The sequence below is a fragment of the Enterococcus massiliensis genome (assembly GCF_001050095.1).
GTDB lineage: Bacteria > Bacillota > Bacilli > Lactobacillales > Enterococcaceae > Enterococcus_C > Enterococcus_C songbeiensis.
This window is the reverse complement of sequence record NZ_CVRN01000007.1, coordinates 80,546-98,358: the sequence shown is the minus strand read 5'-3', so window position 1 is coordinate 98,358 and position 17,813 is coordinate 80,546. Positions and strand designations below refer to the sequence as shown.

Here is a 17,813-nt window from a genome sequence, read left to right as displayed (position 1 = left end):
AGTTGGAAGAAAAAATAAAAAATGTTTGTCAGGAAATTCACTAGTAAAAAGGAGAAAAAAATGAAAAAAAATTCTGTACGCCACTTAACAATCAGTGCCTTGTTGATCGGATTGGGTATTATGATTCCGATGGTCATGCCAAAAATCGTCATCGGTCCGGCATCATTTACGTTAGCAAGTCATGTGCCTTTGTTTATCGCCATGTTCTTTTCACCAGGCATTGCAGTGGCAGTTGCTTTAGGTACGACATTTGGGTTTTTGATCTCAGGTTTGCCAATTATTATCACGCTGCGGGCGTTGAGCCATCTTGTTTTTGCTATTGCCGGAGCGATTTATTTACAAAAACATCCGGGCATCGTCATGCAAAACGGCAAGGTCAGTTTATTCAATTTGCGTTTTCAAACCTTCAATTTAGTTATTGGTGTACTGCATGCGTTTGTAGAGATGCTGGTTGTCATGGCCTTTAACTTTGTCGGTAATGTTCCCGCAAGCTCAATTGAGGGCGGTGCCTTTTATTTCTTCTTTGTCCTCATGGGAATCGGTGGTCTAATCCACAGTATGATCGACTATTCACTGGCCTATTTTGTGGCAGGAGTGCTAAGCAAACAATTTACGTTGCCGATTTTTTCCAAAGCAAAACAAACCCAGATACAATCGATGAAGCCAATCGCATAAATGAAAAATAATTTACCTCTGTTATTCTCAGAAATAGCGGAGGTTTTTTATCGCTGAAAAAATGCGCAATTTTACATTAGCTGTTAAAATAAAAAAGTGATATAAGAAAGAGGTGGGACAACATGAAGAAAAAATGGCTTGTGCTCGTGATCGGCGTAGCACTAATAATTACCGGTGGTTTCGTTTTTTCTCAGAAGTCTCAACCAAAAGAAACACCTGTCACTCGTTTAAGTTCTACAGCAACAAGCGAATCCTCACCCTCACCGGAAGCCAGCCTGATGTACGTTCCTTTGGAAAATCAATTTACGGAGCCGGCATTGGAAAATGGCTGTGAGGTGACGGCGTTGTCGATGCTTTTACAATTTTATGGGTATCAAGTTGATAAAAATCAATTAGCAGAACTTCTGGATTACGTGCCTCTTTATGAGGATGAGACACATCGTGGGGATCCTCGAGAAGGATTTGTGGGGAATATTTACGGTGGGGATGAAGCGATGGGCGTCTGGGTAGAACCAATTGCCAAGGTTGCAAAAAAAATCGTTAAAGAAGAAGTTAAAAGCGGATCAGAGGAATCTTTTCAGGAAATTACAGAACGGGTAAGAAAAGGAACACCCGTATGGATTCTTGCAACAGTGGAACTTGAAGTCCCAACCGAAGATGACTTTTGGTATTGGCAAACCACCTCTGGCAGAATTGAAGTAACCCCTTTGATTCATTCTGTAGTGATTACCGGAATCAATCAAGAAACAATGTACGTCAACGATCCCTATGGTCATAAAAATCGAAAAATAGCCAAAAGCGATTTAGAGAAAATTTATGAAAGCATGGGAAGGCAGTCGCTGTATTTGGTGAAGTGAGACAGTAGGCTTACGAATCATCTTCTTTTTTCAGAAAGTTTCAAAAAAAACAGCAAAAGTAGTCTCTTTAAATTGTGTCACGACATATTCCATGCTATAGTATCGGTAGGCAAATTGCCTAATAAAAACAGAGTAGGAAATAAAGCGTTAAGTGCTGAGAGGATGGGATGTTGCCTCTCGGACGAAGGACTATGGTCCGCGGTTTTGTTTTCGCATTCGCTGCATATTTTTTTGTGTAGCAGCTCGTTAAGGAGATGCTAGGTATGAAAAGAAAAATCGACGCACGGATGATCGTAATCATGGCATTATTGATTGCTATGATGGTCGTCTTGTCACAAGTTTTGGGGATTTCCACCCCACTGGTAAAAATCACCTTCACCTTTGTCCCGGAAATGATTATGGCGATTTTATTTGGCCCATTTTGGACGGCAATCGGTGCAGTGCTGGCGGATCTGATCGGCATGGCACTTTTTCCGACAGGGGTATTTTTCATTGGTTTTACCATCAATGCGCTGGTCGGAGGATTGGTTTACGGTTTTTACTTCTATAAAAAGGAGATTACGTGGGTACGGGCATTTTTATGTGTCCTGACAAACACGATTTTGATCAGTTTGATTCTAACCCCAATTTGGTTGGCAATCACAGCAAATCTGCCATTGACCAGTTGGGCAATTTGGTCGGTACGAATCCCGAAAGTTCTCGTGATGCTGCCCATCCAAACAATTCTGGTTTATCTTGTTGGTCGTGCCGTTCCGTTGAAACGGATCGCCAAACGATTTATTTAACAAAATAAGTATAAAATTTATCTACATCCCAAGATAAATTTCTATGAACAGGCAAAGAAATTTTTGCTTGTTCTTCTTTTTGGCTCAATAGTTGTCAGAAAAATGAGAAAATATTCTTCTTAGTCATAAATTCCTTTTTAGAGACTAAAAAATGACCAGTTGCAAACGAAGATTTCAGTTATAATGATTGCGGAATAAGACGTTTTGATTTCGAAATGACAAGGACACTTATAGGCAGATTTTTTTGCTCGTTGCTGGGTCGAATTAAATAAATTGTAGTTTTTTTATAAAAAATTTATTCAGAAGAGGGAGTGTGAGGTATAATCAGATAAACAAAGTAGCTAAGAGCAGGGGATGATTTTTTTGAGAACGACTGATTTTCTAGATGCCGGTGAACAGCGGCAAATACAAATCATACGGGTTCTAATGACGGATTCTGAAGGAATTATGGTGGCAAATTTAGCACGAAAACTTACTATCAATCGAAGCACATTGAAGGAAGATTTAGAAAAATTACAGGTAAATCTTCTTCGATTAGACAATGCAGTAGAAGTGGTAGATGAAGAAAACCTTATCCGATTGGTCATTAATGAACAAATCTCTTTTGCAAAAATCATCTATAGTTTTTTGCAACGCTCGTTGAAATATCAGATCCTGCTTCATCTACTGACGTCAAAACAGGTAAGTTATGGCACCTTGGCTGAAATGATGAACATCAGCTTGTCCACCCTAACGAGAAAGATTCGGGATTTAAATGCCATCTTGAATAAATACCATTTGAAGATTCATCAGGGGAAAATCGAAGGTTCGGAAATTGCGATACGTTACTTTTATTTTCAACTGTTCTGGTTTGGCAATCCTTACCAAGTAAATGTCGATGAATTCGTGAATCCTTCAGTAAAAGACCTGCTGTCCTTTTTAGAGAGTAATCTGGATTATCCTTTTACAGAAGAAGGACAAGTGAAACTTTGTATCTGGCTGTATATCACGAAATGTCGCTTCCGGAATACAAAAGTCAGCCACGAAATCCCTCTGCCGGAACAGCTGTTTACCGACCTTAATCGCTCCGCTTTTGTTGGTCTGCAAGATTTGTTTATTCGCTTTTTCAGTCGGTATGCCTTCCAGTGGAATCAAAGTGAAAGCGAATACCTCTATCTTTTTATGATCGCAAACTATACACTAGAGTTAGACAATCCTCACGTACAGGATTTAATTAAAATTGCAAAATCAAATCAAAAAATTGATCAGATGGACAAAACCTTTTTGGAGGAATTGTATACCCACTTTGACCCAAGCTTATTGAAAGATGAGCTCACAAAAAAAGTCTACTTTACGTTGCTGCAAGTTCATTACAAAGCACTATATTTTCCAAGCTTTTTCTCGATTTGGGGTAATACCAACTTGCAAGAACGACTGGAACAAGTGCCAAATCTTGCCTTGCAGCAATTGGCAGATCGTATGACTGAAAAAACATTTTCCTTGATCCAGTCAAGTAAGCTAGGAAAGAGGAATTTTTATGCTGAAAGTGTCAAAAAAGAACTCCATAATCGTTACACGGTCTTGCTTCATGCCATCTACAATGAGTTGGATATCGTATTGCAGGTAGGCTGTGATTTTCCTTTTGAGGCGTCCATGAACACAATCATTATTGAGAATATTGAAGAACGGATCAATCATCGAATCAAGGCAAATTTTGTCCGATTTCGTCGTGGCGAGACGTATGATGCAATTATTACCTACAAAGATTCTGATGCACTGATGACAGAAATAGTACCGGTTTACACCCTTTTAAGTATCGAACACAATATTGATTTTCCTATTTTAGAAAATTTTCTTTATCAAAACTATCAAAATAAAATAAATTTGAAGGTGAACCTGCAATGAAAACCATCATTATTGGCGCTTCCCACAGTGGGATAACCGCAGCGCTCACGATCAGGCAACTAGACCCGGAGCATGAAGTTGTTTTGATCGACAAACGAACAGAAAAAGAATTAGGATTTATTTCCAATGGTATCAACCTTTTGTTTAACGGTATTATTGATGAGTTAGGACAAGCCACCACCAAAGCCAGTGAGATTACTGCCAATGGCGTGGAATTACTTACGAGAATTGAAGTTACCAAGATAGATAATCAAAAAAAGAAAATCAGCATGCAGTACGTGGAGGATGAAGAAAATCCATTCACGATGACATATGACAAATTAATCGTTGCCACCGGAACCTCCCCTTGGATCGTTGCCCGGGATTTTCCCGGTGTGGATAATATTTATTCCTATAAATCCATCGAAGAATCCTATCGTGTATTAGAAGCGATTGAAAATTCCCAGACGATTGCGATTATTGGTACCGGCTATATTGGCATGGAACTGGCAGACTCCTTGAAACATTCAGGAAAAAAAGTCTACCTATTAGATGGCATTCAAGAGCTCCTTTTCCGCTACTTTGATCAGGAAATGGTCCAAAATCTGCGGGAACGGGTGAATGACTCCGAGATTGAACTGATTCCCTTCGATCAGATGACAGACTATAAAATCGTGAAAAAACATATTGAGGCAGTCAAACTTTCTAACCGTGAATTGCCGGTGGATATGGTGATTTTCCCTGATTCCATTTATACAAATGTGGAGCTGTTGGAAAACATCGTAACCTTGAATATCGACAACACTGTCGCAGATGATGCTGCTTGCCGCACCAGTGATCCCGATATCTTTGCTATTGGCGATATCGTTCCCATTATTTATCCCCATCATGGAACACAAATTTTTATGCCTTTAGTTAATCGTGCCGTGAGAATGGGTCGGGCTGCTGCAATGAATATTTGCGGGGAGCCGGTAAATGGTGATTTAGTGCACAAAACCAGCGCAACTTTTGTCTTTGATCAGTTTTTAGGCAGTGCCGGATTGACGGAAGAAGAGTCGCCGCTGTTTGGTTTCCAAGCGGTAGGATTTCGAGAAACTTTTCCATTAAAAACCAAATTCAGCAAAAATCAAACCTATGTGGATGCAAAAATCGTTTATGAGAAAGCGACATTAAAGGTGTTAGGTTTCCAATTAGTCAGCGATGAATTTATGGCTGATGATTTGAATGTCGCTGCGACATTATTGTCCGAAAAAGTCGACCTCAGACAACTAGCCGTCCATAATTTTACCTTTATGCCGCAGTATACTGCCCCTTTTCATTACTTAAATGATCTGGCATTTAAAGCCTTGATCAAAGAAAGACAAGAAAAAAAGTGAAAAAAGATAAGAAAAAAAGCTCTTTATTTTTGGCGAATAGTCAAAAATAAAGAGCTTTTTTTGTATTGTTGAGTAAAAAACATCAAAAACGTCGAACGGGTCAGAAATTATCCTTGAGGCGTCAAAAGTTGACGTTTTCACTACAAAAAAAGAAGGTATAATAATTTTTGAAAAATGAAATAAGCAAAGAATCACGCCTTTCATTTTCACGATTCGAGTTAGAGAAAAAGTGCACAAGGGAAGTAACCCGCTCTGACTCAAAAACATATTTATCAAAATAGGGGGGATGAATCATCTGTGACAAAGAAAAAAGTCGATAAAAAAAAGCGGAAACGTCGAATGATTTACACTTTTTTCAGCAGTATCATCCTCTTGGGCGTCTTGTTGTTGCTGGCACCAATTCTTTTTGACATGGTGGATCTCGCCCATCGGAAAGAAATGGTGTCACAATATGAGGAGAAAGTTCCTGAAAAAGGGAACGCCACCCTCGAATTGGTCAAGAAATACAACAAAATGATCTATCAGCAACAAAAAGGAGAAGCGGTAGAAGAAGAAGTCAAAATTACGGATATTCAAAGCGATTTGAAAACGCCAATCGGTTTTATCAACATTCCCAGTATTCATCTTATTAATATGGTGATTCACTTCGGAGATTCTGACTGGGCACTCAATCGAGGCATCGGTACCTTGCCCTGGACGACCTTACCGATTGGCGGTAAGAATACTCTCAGCGGCATTACCGGACACTCCGGTTTAGCCAATCAGATTTTGTTTGATAATATTCGTCACCTGAAAAACGGAGATGTCTTTTATGTAAATGCTTTCGGAGAAAATCTAGCGTACCAAGTCTACGATCAAAAAGTAGTCGATCCGAGAGACGAAGATGCAGCAAAAGTTTTTTATGTTCAAGAAGGCAAGGACATCGCCGCATTGATGACCTGTACACCGCTGTTTATCAACAGCCATCGTTTGGTTATTTATGGCAAACGGATTCCGATGAAAGTTGCGAAAAAAGTCAAAACGGCCCGTCGAACGGTTTGGTCATTGGATGCTATCTGGATTGCTACGATGCTACTCTTCCTCTTACTGTTACTTTTGTGGCTAATTTATCGCTACTTCAGAGACAAACGGAAAGAAAAGCAGGAAGAAGAATTGGAAAATTCAGAAAAGACAGAAGAGTCAAAAGAAATAAATGATGTGAAAGCCGATGATTAAACGAATTTTTGCTTACTTTTTCATCCCAGTCCTGCTTTTATTCGCAACGACCCTGTGGCTTTACGACGGCTACCATAAATTATTGACGCCGCCGGATACTACTGTCTTGTTGACAGATGGTAAAAAACAAGTCACGCAGAACCAACCAAAGTCTTCCCCACAAACAGATACTGAGCGGGAAAAAATCGAAGATGCCGACATGGACGTATTGGTGACTGCCCGCCTCAAACGGGAAGACACAATGGCGCAAGCCGGTATTGGACGTCTCGCCATTCCGTCAGAAAATCTTGATTTGCCGATTTTAAATCAAGTGACGGAGCTCAGCTTATCCACCGGTGCAGTAACGTATTTTCCTGAACGTCCATTAGGTGAAGGAAACGTCGTCTTAGCCAGTCATAATTTTTCAGATGCAGATGTCTTATTGCATCGGATAAAAAATGTGACCACCGGAACAAAAATTTATGTAACGGATTTTACGACCGTCTGGATTTATCGCGTGACTGTCAATCAGAAGATTCATGAGAACCAGACAGAGGTCTTAGATCAACCTAAAGATGACCAGCCAATCGTCACTTTGCTTCGCTGTGAAGGCGGCATCGGCACCGAATACCGGCGGGTCGTTCAAGGAACATTGCAACAAACGCAAAAATTTTCTACCCTGACTACCAAAGAACAACACTCTCTCGGGGTCATGGAAGAAAAAACAGAAAAAGAACGAACCCAACAATCCGAAAAACAATCAGAAAACTGGATGAGCCACCAATTGGCCCTCAGCATTCAACAAAGCCGACCAACAATTTGGTTGGTGGGACTTGCGTTGATTAATCTGCTGGCTTTAGTGATTCAAGGAATAATGTTCGTTCGCAATGATTAAACGCTGAACCTAGAGACGAAGAAAACTTCAACTCTATTCAGAAATATATACTCAACTTAGAGGAGGAAATGAATATGAAAAGCAATACGGTTAAAAAATCCCGCAAATTATTGAGTACCTTACTTGTTTGCGGAACATTGTTGGGCACGATGAGCGCAGCTGCACTCGTGACAGTTGGATTAGATAATGGACACGTGGTATACGCTGCGGCAGAAACACCAGATACTACATCACCACGGGTACTGAATATCCACAAATATTCGCATACAGCAGATGCAGAAGCAGCAACTGGTTTAGCCGGGGATGCAGCTAATATTGATACTGCTGTCAATAAACCATTAGAAAATATCTCATTCAAAGTAGAAAAAGTAAATCTGCCAGCAGATTGGGCAGGGGATACAGCTCCAGCAGCGGCTGACTATGTGGCTGACGCTTCATTTACGGCGGTGACTAAAAAAACAGATGCAGACGGCTTAGCATCATTTGCTTTAGGCACAGCCAATGGGTACTACCGTGTAACTGAATTACCTAACGCGGCAGTCGCAACACCGGCTGCTCCATTTATCGTAACGTTGCCACTGACAAAAGATCAAGGCACAGAAACAACATCTGATGATACATTGTCTTACACTGTTGATGTTTATCCAAAAAATGATTTAAAAGAGATCAACCTTAATCCAGTGAAAACACTTGAAAATGAACCTATCAAAACATCGGTTAAAGCCGGCGAAGATGTGACTTGGAAATTAGCGATGGATATTCCTGCTGGTTTGTACACACCAGAAACTTCAGCTGGAGCTGACGACGCAGTTTACGCGAAGAGCTTGACGCTAACTGACCCAATTGATGCCGCTTCTCTTGGAAAACCAGAAGATGCTGATATTACAGGTACATTCGTTGATAAAGATGGCGCAAACCAAGATTTGGTACAAGGCACAGATTACACAATTGCTACAACTTCTGATGATACAACACATAACGTGGTAATTTCATTAACTGAAGCTGGTATGTTAAAAGTTTATGAAGGTTCAAAACTTGAATTCCACATAACAACTGAAGTTTTAGAAAATAAAACTGACGGAGAAATCGTCAATAACTTCGTAACAAAATATGTTGGACCTGACGGCGGCGAAACAGAAACAGAAACGCCAGTCGACCCAACTGATCCATTAACACCAACCATCAAAATGGGGAATGTTACCGTAGAAAAAGTTGATGAAGCAGGTCAACCATTGGCAAACGCGAAATTTAAACTTGCTACAGATGCAGCAGGAACTGTTTTTGTAACGAAAGCAGACGGCACAGACTATGAATTAACAACAGACTCAACTGGTAAAATCGACTTTACTGGTTTGGAAGTTGATCCAACATCTGGCGTACAAGATTACTACTTAGTCGAAACATCTGCACCAGTTGGTTTCGATAAAGATGATACAGTCTTTTCAGTTACTGCTGCTAACGATGATACAGTGGACCAAACAGTTGTCAATAAAGATAACCAATGGATCCCTAACTTGCCTGCAACCGGGGATGACGCTCGTTTGATCTTAATGGTCGCAGCAAGCACATTGATCGTTGCCGGTGGAGTAGCAGTTATTCACTACCGTCGTAAAGAACAAGCAAATAGCTAAACGTCACGGCAAGAAAAGTGTACCTCGGAAACGAGGTACCTCTTTTCTTAGGAAGGAGGATTTTGCATGAAGAACATACGATTGTTTAGTGTGCTGATTATCAGCCTTGCTGGACTTGCACTCGGTCAAACTGTCTACGCTTCTGATGTAATGAATAGTCCTTCGGTTACCGTCGTGAAGCGCGAGACTGCAAGTTCTTCCACAGTGACGCAAGCAACTACACCCGTAGCAGGCGTGCATTATCGGTTGACACGAATTTTACCCATTAATGGAAAAGAAATCGTGCCGACAGATTCTGCCACCTACACGATTGCTTCAAAGGAACAAGCTTTTTCCAGCGAATTGATTACCGATACCAACGGTCAAGCGACCTATGGCGGTGATTTATTGGGAGAAGGCTACTATTTATTGGAAGAATTAGCCGGTGAGGAAAGCAACAAGCCTGCCGAACCGATCGTTTTTCAATTGCCTTATACCGATGCAACGGGAAAAGTGACCGATGATTTTACCTACGAACCAAAATCTGGATTGACCGAAGATCCTGTAACGATCAAACCCGGAAATTCAGTAACAAACAATGTGACTGGTCAAAAGAAATCTTCCACCATCATGCAGACAAGCGGTGACGTGTGGCAAATTTCTTTGACAAAGACCTTATTTGGCACAAGTATTTTATTAAGCACCATTATCGGAGGAACCGTTCTGATGCGGAAACGTTGGGAGGAGAAAAAATATGAATAGACCAAAACATTTTTTCTCCAAACAAATGGCAGAAAAAAAATCAGCAAAAACAAAAAGCTATCGCCTGATGCATCTATTTGCAGTCGGTGTGCTGAGTGTTCAATTGTTGGCTTCTTCTTTGATACCGGTTTATCAAGTAGCTGCTGCAACAGCGGCAACGACTCAAACCACAGAAACTGCCCAATCAGCACAATCCGAACCAAAAACCGAAACGACAAAAGAATCAACCGCAAGTTCATCCACTCCGGCTGAATCTGCACCGGCAGAATCAGAACCCGCCAGCGAACCTGCAGCGGCACCGACAGAAGAAACGGTTGATCCAGCCAAAGTCCGCGCTGAGTTGCTTAAAACGATCGCACAATTCGGCGATACCGCAGGGACGACCGTGACTGTTGCTGACAAAGCAATCAAGATCGAATTATCTCCGCAACTAAGTAAGAAAGCCGAAGAAATCAAAAAAGCGATCACTCCGCTAGTACCTGACGGGTACAAAGCAGAGATCACAGCAAAACAAGGCGACCTGCAATCAATTACAAATCTGGACCAACTGACTACTGCGGATATCAAATCCCTTACGATGACTTGGTCACAGACTGAAGGTGCGGCAACAACTACGGGTACAGCAGTTTATCCAACTGGTTTTGTACTTACCTTCAACACTTTCGAGAATGGCCGGACAGCAACTTGGAAACCTGGCGATAAAATCACGATTCCTAATTTAACCTATACCGGAGCGTATGGGGATGTTTCATTAGAACCAAATTTTGTCAGAACTACGATTGCTGGTCTCGGTTATATTGAAGGAAACACGATTACAGTAACAAACGAAGATATTGGAAAAGAATTAGCGATTAATTTTGGTAATTTAAAGAAATCAGATTTTGCATCTTTTACAACAGATGTAAAACTACCGGCTAAAGCGGATGTCACCGCATCTTTCTTAGGCCAAGAATTGAAATTTACCGCTATCGATGAAAGTGCTAGTTGGACTGGACAGATTGGTGAAGTGGTCAAAGATGGCGAGGTACCTGGGGATCGCGACTTTAGTTTCAAATATAGCGGCAGTTTCTTTACTGGTGATAAGAGTCGAGATCTTTCTTATGGTGCTGCTTATCATGATGCGGCAGATTTTAGTGCCTATGTCAATAAGGTGAACGATGAAACAAAGGATTATCAAGGGATATACCCGCTTGAACCTACCATGAAGAAATTAGCAGAAACACCGGGAAATCTCTTCATGGTCAATACTTATCCGGCGACTGAAGCCAACAAAAAAATTCTGACCGTGATTGGCAGTAATCTGTTTACCAAATCAACTGTCGGCGCGATATCTGGATTGACTAATGATGGACTGCATCCAATGGTTGGCGGTAAAGGCAGTTCGCTCTTTCTCGTGAATACCACGACACGTTACTTTGAACCGGGTACGACAAAAGCAGAGATGAAAGCGGCTTTGGCCGTTGGTGAAACGGGTTATTCCAAACAAGCGGATGGTTCGTTTATCTCACTGGTCAACATGGGGAATTATAGCTCCGATGGCGACCATATCAGTTATGCAGATATTTCGTATCCTAATTCACTTTGGCCGGCGATGATCAGAAATCAACAAACGCAACCAGCTGATAGTTTTAACGCAGCCGATTATCATGCCAAAATGGTTGCTGCGGATGGAGCAGAGACACCACCGTTGTTTGCTGCACAATATTTATCTACGATTACTGTAGAAGATCCATCTGATGGAACCACAACGTATGATCTTAATTCAACGATTGAAGGAATGGATGACGCGCCTGTCAACGGAACTTCATCCGTATATACACCAATGAAAATGGATCCGGCAACAATTAGTACAGAAGGTTTAGCAGCAATCAAGATTAGCTACAAATCTGGCGATACGATTGTTGGTCAATCGAAGACGATCTATGCAGAACCTGGCACGACCTTTGATGCATACAAACAAAGTAGTCCGAATGAAGTATTTTTCCCTGATGAATTTAAAGTTGATCCATTTACTTATCGTAAGACAGCAGAACCAACGATCAAAGATTTTGGCGCAGTAGGGACTACAACAAATATAGTAGTCGAATACGAGCCGCTGGCTACGCTTCAGTTGAACTATAAAGCTGGAGACAAAACGATTGCGGGTTCTAAATTGATTTATGATGTGGGAGATACTAATCTGAAAGATTATCTTACTGCTAATGCAGATTCAGAAACCAATTCAGAAGCTAAACTGTTTCCTAAAGAAATAAAAAATGGTACAACGACTTATCGATTGAAAGATTCCTTCGATCCAGCAGCTCATACCTTTGGCGCAGGAGGAAGTATGACATCAGTTGATGTAGAGTATGAAAAATTATCAGATATTGGTTTTTGGACTAAAGGAGCCAACAATGATGCAATAGATGCGACAGGAAAGAATATTGGAACATATGGTAACGTAGATTCTGAAACTCCTGACGCTGATCTGACAAAATATGTCTATACTGCTGATCCTTGGCAAGATAGAATCATTGGAGATCCGACACTTGCTGAGAACAAAACTGAAGTTAAGGCAAAGGGGATTTTTGGTAATAATGTTGATGTAGGTGCGAAGTGGTACATCAGCATGGATGGAGTACTGCATATTGGGCCGGGGGAAACGTTTTGGGTTTATGCATCGAATTTCCCATCTACGGACATAACCCCACCGACTGGTGATTATAAAGCCGGTGCGGTTTCACCTTGGTATCAATATAAGGACAAATTTACGAAAGTAAGTATCGATGGAAAGGTTACTTTAAATCCCGGCTCATCTTATTTATTCAGTACATTAGATCAAGTAACTAGTTATTCCGGTTTAGAAAATCTTGATTTTACACTGGACAATGATTATCTTAAAGAAAATGCTTCTCAGTATACAACTGTGAACGTTCAAGGCATGTTCCAAAGTAACTATGCTCTAACAGAGATGACAGGTGAAGAAAATTGGGATTTATCTAAAGTAGAAAATGCTTCTGTCATGTTCTCGAATACAGTAATTAGTTCGTTAGATGCAACGAATTGGGGCATGGATAGTTTAACTAATGCATATGCGATGTTTTATCATGCAAAAGGATTAACTGAAATCAACGGAACAGAAAACTGGAGCATGGCAAAAGTAACAAGAATGGATGATATGTTCAACGGAGCATCTAGCTTAAAGACGTTAGATGCATCTGGTTGGAAAACAGGCAATGTCACAACGATGCTTGGGATGTTTAGCGGTACATCTGCTCTTACAAGTGTAGAAACAAGTAATTGGAATACTAGTAATGTTACTACAATGAGTGGGATGTTTAATGGTGCCAAAGTTCTTACGAATGTAGATACATCAAACTGGGATACAAGCAAAGTAACTAGCATGAGCGTAATGTTTCAGAATGCAAGTTCATTACCTCAGCTAGATACAAGTGGTTGGAATACCAGCAGTGTTACAAATATGAGTTATATGTTTAATGGTGCTTCATCATTAACAGCTCTAGATACATCTGGCTGGAAAACACCGAAAGTAACAACTATGCGAACAATGTTTCAGAATACTGCTGCATTAACAAAGGTGGATTTTTCAAGTGCAAGTACTAGCTCAGTAACAGATATGAAATATATGTTTGGTGGTACTTCGGGGCTACGAGAAATTACTTTTGGCACAGAATTTAAAACTACCCAGTTAACAACAGATTCACAAGCTGGGCAGCTTGAATTGCCAAATGATACTGCTACGCTTAAATGGCGTGATGTTGCTGGCGGTACCGTGACTGCTCCTTTAGGTAGTCAACAAATTGGTGCCTACAACAGTGATACCGCAACACCGGATACTTTTGTCTTGGTTGATACGGTAAGCGATGCGAAAATTCGCTACAATGATGTTAATGAGACTGATCCACTTACTACTACAAAAGCAACACAAACAGTAAACGGAAAAGTTGGCGAACCTGAATTAGTTACGTTGTATGATCCATGGACTTCTCCTGAATTAAAGGATCAACCATATGTCTTTGCGGTTGAAAATGGTACAACGACAGGTTTACCTGATCCAATGACTGCCTTTTATCGCGACCCATTATCAGTTACGATTGTAAATGGAGCGACAGCCACTGGTGATGACAAAGTTGTTAGCTTACAAGAAGTTAAAGCAAAAGGAATTTTTGGCGATGTGAAGTGGTATATCGATATGGAAGGAACCTTGCATATCGGATCAGGAACGTTTGGCGAACCAGTTCCAGCTCCGGGGATGCTTGCACCATATGAGCCGGGAGAAATGGGTTCACCTTGGACGGTCTACAACGATATAATAGATGATGTCATCATTGATGGTTCAGTTATTGCAAATACTGATTCAACTGCGTTGTTTGGTAGATTAGATGCAGAAAGTATCTCAGGATTAGAGAACATAGATGTTTCTAATGTTACTGATATGGGCTATATGTTCAGTCAAATGACTAATTTGAGTAATTTAGATCTTTCAAGTTGGGATACCTCGTCAGTAACAAATATGACCGTTATGTTTGCACAGAACAATTTTAGTAATGTCGATCTTGGAACATGGGAAACTGAAAATGTCACGGACATGTATGCAATGTTTGCTATGACACCAAATCTAACAAGTCTAGCAACGCCAAATTGGAATACGGAAAAAGTAACTACAATGCAAGGGATGTTCATGGGTGCTTCGGCATTGACGGAATTAGATTTCACTGGTTGGAATACATCTAATGTGACAGATATGACGATGATGTTAGAACCGATGGATCCGTCAATGCCAATGGCTCTGAAAAAAGTTACTTTTGATTCAACTTTTGCAACAAGTCAGTTAACGACTGCTAAAGCTGTCGAATTACCTAACACCACAGACTCACTTAAATGGCAGAATCTTGCGGGTGGAACAGTTGATGCACCTAAGGGAACTGAATTTCTAACGGCTTATGCAAGTGTCGTACCGGATACCTATGTCTTAGTCGATACAATAACCGATGCGAAGATTCTCTATAATGATCCAACTGATCCTAATGTTGCAACAAAAACAAAAGCGACACAGGCATTAAGCGGAAAAATTGGAGAAACTGAAACGGTTGATCTATATGATCCGTGGACTTCCCCAGAATTGAAGGATCAAAAATATGTCTTTGCAGTTGAAAAGAATGCAACGACCGGCTTACCTGATCCAATGACTGCCTTTTCTCGTGATCCATTATCAGTTACATTCCAAACAACTACTGATGACGATGAAATTGTTAACTTACAACCAGTTAAAGCCAAAGGAATCTTTGGTGATGTGAAGTGGTATATCGATACTGACGGAACATTGCACATTGGTTCCGGAACATTTGGCGAACCTGTTTTGAAAAATGGTAGTGCAGTTTCTCCATGGGTTGGATTAAAGGATTATGATGGTAAGAATATTGTTATCACTAAAATCAGTGTCGATGGCGACGTGACTGCGAATGAAGATTCAAGCGCGTTGTTCCAAAATTTAAGCGGAGTTACTAAAATTTCAGGATTAGATAAGCTGGATGTGTCTAACGTCACAAACATGGATAGTATGTTTAACGACATGCAGAAGTTGACTGAGTTAGATATTTCAAGCTGGGATACAACAAATGTTACAGATATGAGTAAAATGTTTAGTTATACAATGGTATTACCAGAAATAACATTTGGGGACGGTTGGGATACGACAAACGTCACTGAGATGGATTACATGTTTGCGATGATGCCTACATTAAGTAAGATCAATCTTGAAGGCTGGAATACAAGCAATGTAACTACGATGGAAGGTATGTTTATTGCCGATCAGACTCTAACTGTTTTGGATTTATCTAGTTTCGATACCAATCAGGTTACAGATATGACTGCGATGTTCACTTATATGCTAAGTTTGAAGGAAGTAACTTTTGGTGAAAATTTCAAAACTGAGAATGTAGCATTCAGTTCAAATGAAATTGGAGTTGTTGAAGATTCCAATGGTCAAGTGGTCTTACCTAATACTACGGATGAACCAACTGTTACAAGATGGTAAAATGTCGGAGATGGAACAGTAGCTGCACCAACAGGTGATCAACATTTGAGTGCCTATGCAGGAGCTGTACCAGATACTTACGTTTTAACTTCCGGAACAATTAAACCAATCTTACCTGATACTGGTAGTGATCAACGTCTGATTGCTTTGATCAGCGCAAGTGCCTTGATTATCATCGGTATGGTAAGTATCGCTTGGATGACTTTGAAGAAAAGCAAAGAATAATTCTTTACCCTGACAAATGATTTGCCCTTGACTTGAAAAAGTTGAGGGAATCATTTGTCCTACATAGAAAAACTGCGTTCATTAAGCAACGTGCGGGAATGAGGCTGATCGTTTCCTTTTGACTCGCTGATTGATACGTTGGGAGATTTTCCCTTGTACTCAGTCGATCCTTGTAAAATGAACGAAATACCTTTCCTTTTGATTCTTCTTGTTTCTCCTATAATCGATTGTGCCTAAGAGGCATCAAAGAGGCTCAAGACCAATCCACTTGAGTCTTTTTTGTTTGGTCGTTTTTCTATATCCATCAAGAATTTTATTGAAAATTATTTTAAAAAAAAAGAGCGGATTATTTTTCAAAAAAAGAAAATTATTTGAATAATCGTCATAAATTCTCTCAGACAGATTAAAAGATGACGGTTTCATCCCATAGAAACTTGCTATAATTAAAACATAAGTAAGAGTGGGATAAATTTATACTAGACAATAAAATGGAAAGAACAAATGAGGGAATTTAGGTATGTCAACGAAACTAGAAAAACAAAATTATGTCATTCATTTTCCGTATAAGGACCATGCAAAACCGGAATTAAGTCAGACAATCAAGCGAATTGCCGATGTCATTTTTTTAAGAGATTCGGCGTGGCTTTATATTTCTAATGAGCCAAGACAGGTGCAGTTGAAAGTCATTGTTCAAAAAGTAGGCGCTGCACGAAAATTGACCGATATTATTAAAGAGTACGGGCTATCTGCGGAACAAAAAAGTGAAGATATCGAAAAAATGATTGAAGAAGGAAACAGAAAAAAGGGGCATCAAGTAGTGGAACTTCGGCGAGGCATGACGGCTGATTATATTCACTATCTGCTGAATGCAAATTGCTTCTTTCCGGCAAAATAGAAAATGGGTTGTTTTATTTTGACACGAATAGAGCGTCAACTGCGAAGTTGCTACGGTCTATTTTTTTGCTTTTAATCGAGTTAAGATGTTAGCAATTTTCAAATAAAAATAAAAAAATCACTCCATTGTTCGTAATTATTTGTAGAGAAATGTGAAAACTGCTTTTGAGTAAAGCAATAAAGCGAGAATACTAGACAAGTACTAATTTTATATATAAAATAATATACGCAAGATGCGTATGGTTGGGAGAAAAAATGGGAGAACAAATAATTTTTCACTACTCAAATGCATTTATGAAAGAATGGAAAAAACTTGGTTTGACAGAGGTAGATCAGGAGTATATGGAGAAATTACTACAAAATTTTTTTACTGAACGTGAAAACCACGTTGGTAAAAGTTTTCTGGGTGACCTCATTCAAGGAACCGGCGGAGCAATTAAATGGCGTTTTTCTCCTGAAAAAGTTCCTCATGGAAAGAGTGGCTCTGCAAGGATTATTTATCTAATTCTCGTAGAAAATCAGTATTTCTTTTTGGATGTTTTCAGTAAATCTAAACAGGAGAATTTGAGTGATTCTGAGAAAAAAGAAATAAAAAAATTAATACACCGACTAAAATATAATCAGAAAAGGGAATGAGAAA

At 40.0% G+C, this 17,813-nt stretch carries 13 protein-coding genes and 1 riboswitch; all 13 genes read left to right on the top strand.

Features of this window, described 5'->3' with window-relative positions; genetic code table 11:
- Positions 1 to 60 precede the first annotated feature (60 nt).
- Positions 61 to 675: a hypothetical protein gene (locus tag BN1875_RS07715; protein WP_048604285.1), complete on the top strand. Its 615-nt coding sequence runs from the start codon at positions 61 to 63 to the stop codon at positions 673 to 675.
- A 122-nt stretch (positions 676 to 797) separates the two neighbouring features.
- A complete protein-coding gene (locus tag BN1875_RS07710; RefSeq protein ID WP_048604284.1) occupies positions 798 to 1,532 on the top strand; it encodes a C39 family peptidase in 735 nt (244 codons plus the stop codon).
- Between the two features lie 126 nt (positions 1,533 to 1,658).
- Positions 1,659 to 1,756, top strand: a riboswitch (THF riboswitch).
- Between the two features lie 30 nt (positions 1,757 to 1,786).
- Positions 1,787 to 2,317, top strand: coding sequence for a folate family ECF transporter S component (locus BN1875_RS07705; RefSeq protein ID WP_171000760.1), 531 nt, complete (start codon positions 1,787 to 1,789; stop codon positions 2,315 to 2,317).
- A gap of 363 nt (positions 2,318 to 2,680) precedes the next feature.
- Positions 2,681 to 4,201: an AcpB/EbpR/MafR family transcriptional regulator gene (locus BN1875_RS07700; protein ID WP_187115926.1), complete on the top strand. Its 1,521-nt coding sequence runs from the start codon at positions 2,681 to 2,683 to the stop codon at positions 4,199 to 4,201.
- Positions 4,198 to 5,556, top strand: coding sequence for an NAD(P)/FAD-dependent oxidoreductase (locus BN1875_RS07695; RefSeq protein ID WP_048604281.1), 1,359 nt, complete (start codon positions 4,198 to 4,200; stop codon positions 5,554 to 5,556). Before BN1875_RS07700 ends, BN1875_RS07695 begins: the two co-directional genes overlap by 4 nt.
- Positions 5,557 to 5,853: 297 nt before the next feature.
- Positions 5,854 to 6,771, top strand: a complete 918-nt coding sequence (locus tag BN1875_RS07690; RefSeq protein ID WP_048604280.1) for a class C sortase — start codon at positions 5,854 to 5,856, stop codon at positions 6,769 to 6,771.
- Complete coding sequence (locus tag BN1875_RS07685) at positions 6,764 to 7,645, top strand: class A sortase (protein ID WP_048604279.1); 882 nt, start codon at positions 6,764 to 6,766, stop codon at positions 7,643 to 7,645. Before BN1875_RS07690 ends, BN1875_RS07685 begins: the two co-directional genes overlap by 8 nt.
- Positions 7,646 to 7,719: 74 nt before the next feature.
- Positions 7,720 to 9,276: a SpaH/EbpB family LPXTG-anchored major pilin gene (locus BN1875_RS07680; RefSeq protein ID WP_048604278.1), complete on the top strand. Its 1,557-nt coding sequence runs from the start codon at positions 7,720 to 7,722 to the stop codon at positions 9,274 to 9,276.
- Between the two features lie 66 nt (positions 9,277 to 9,342).
- The gene (locus tag BN1875_RS07675) at positions 9,343 to 10,017 is read left to right on the top strand and encodes an isopeptide-forming domain-containing protein (protein ID WP_048604277.1); all 675 of its coding nucleotides are present in this window, start codon (positions 9,343 to 9,345) and stop codon (positions 10,015 to 10,017) included.
- Positions 10,010 to 16,054, top strand: a complete 6,045-nt coding sequence (locus BN1875_RS07670; RefSeq protein ID WP_048604276.1) for a BspA family leucine-rich repeat surface protein — start codon at positions 10,010 to 10,012, stop codon at positions 16,052 to 16,054. Before BN1875_RS07675 ends, BN1875_RS07670 begins: the two co-directional genes overlap by 8 nt.
- 45 nt (positions 16,055 to 16,099) lie before the next feature.
- Entirely contained in the window at positions 16,100 to 16,279 is a 180-nt protein-coding gene (locus BN1875_RS07665; RefSeq protein WP_048604275.1) for a hypothetical protein, read from the top strand.
- A 517-nt stretch (positions 16,280 to 16,796) separates the two neighbouring features.
- A complete protein-coding gene (locus BN1875_RS07660) occupies positions 16,797 to 17,174 on the top strand; it encodes a hypothetical protein (protein WP_048604274.1) in 378 nt (125 codons plus the stop codon).
- Positions 17,175 to 17,416: 242 nt separating this feature from the next.
- Positions 17,417 to 17,809, top strand: a complete 393-nt coding sequence (locus tag BN1875_RS07655; RefSeq protein WP_187115925.1) for a type II toxin-antitoxin system RelE/ParE family toxin — start codon at positions 17,417 to 17,419, stop codon at positions 17,807 to 17,809.
- Positions 17,810 to 17,813: the final 4 nt, after the last annotated feature.

Bases quoted from the DNA above. Each gene is read 5' to 3' on its own strand.
- BN1875_RS07715 (WP_048604285.1), top strand. From the start codon at position 61: ATGAAAAAAAATTCTGTACGCCACTTAACAATCAGTGCCTTGTTGATC.
- BN1875_RS07710 (WP_048604284.1), top strand. From the start codon at position 798: ATGAAGAAAAAATGGCTTGTGCTCGTGATCGGCGTAGCACTAATAATT.
- BN1875_RS07705 (WP_171000760.1), top strand. From the start codon at position 1,787: ATGCTAGGTATGAAAAGAAAAATCGACGCACGGATGATCGTAATCATG.
- BN1875_RS07695 (WP_048604281.1), top strand. From the start codon at position 4,198: ATGAAAACCATCATTATTGGCGCTTCCCACAGTGGGATAACCGCAGCG.
- BN1875_RS07685 (WP_048604279.1), top strand. From the start codon at position 6,764: ATGATTAAACGAATTTTTGCTTACTTTTTCATCCCAGTCCTGCTTTTA.
- BN1875_RS07680 (WP_048604278.1), top strand. From the start codon at position 7,720: ATGAAAAGCAATACGGTTAAAAAATCCCGCAAATTATTGAGTACCTTA.
- BN1875_RS07675 (WP_048604277.1), top strand. From the start codon at position 9,343: ATGAAGAACATACGATTGTTTAGTGTGCTGATTATCAGCCTTGCTGGA.
- BN1875_RS07670 (WP_048604276.1), top strand. From the start codon at position 10,010: ATGAATAGACCAAAACATTTTTTCTCCAAACAAATGGCAGAAAAAAAA.
- BN1875_RS07660 (WP_048604274.1), top strand. From the start codon at position 16,797: ATGTCAACGAAACTAGAAAAACAAAATTATGTCATTCATTTTCCGTAT.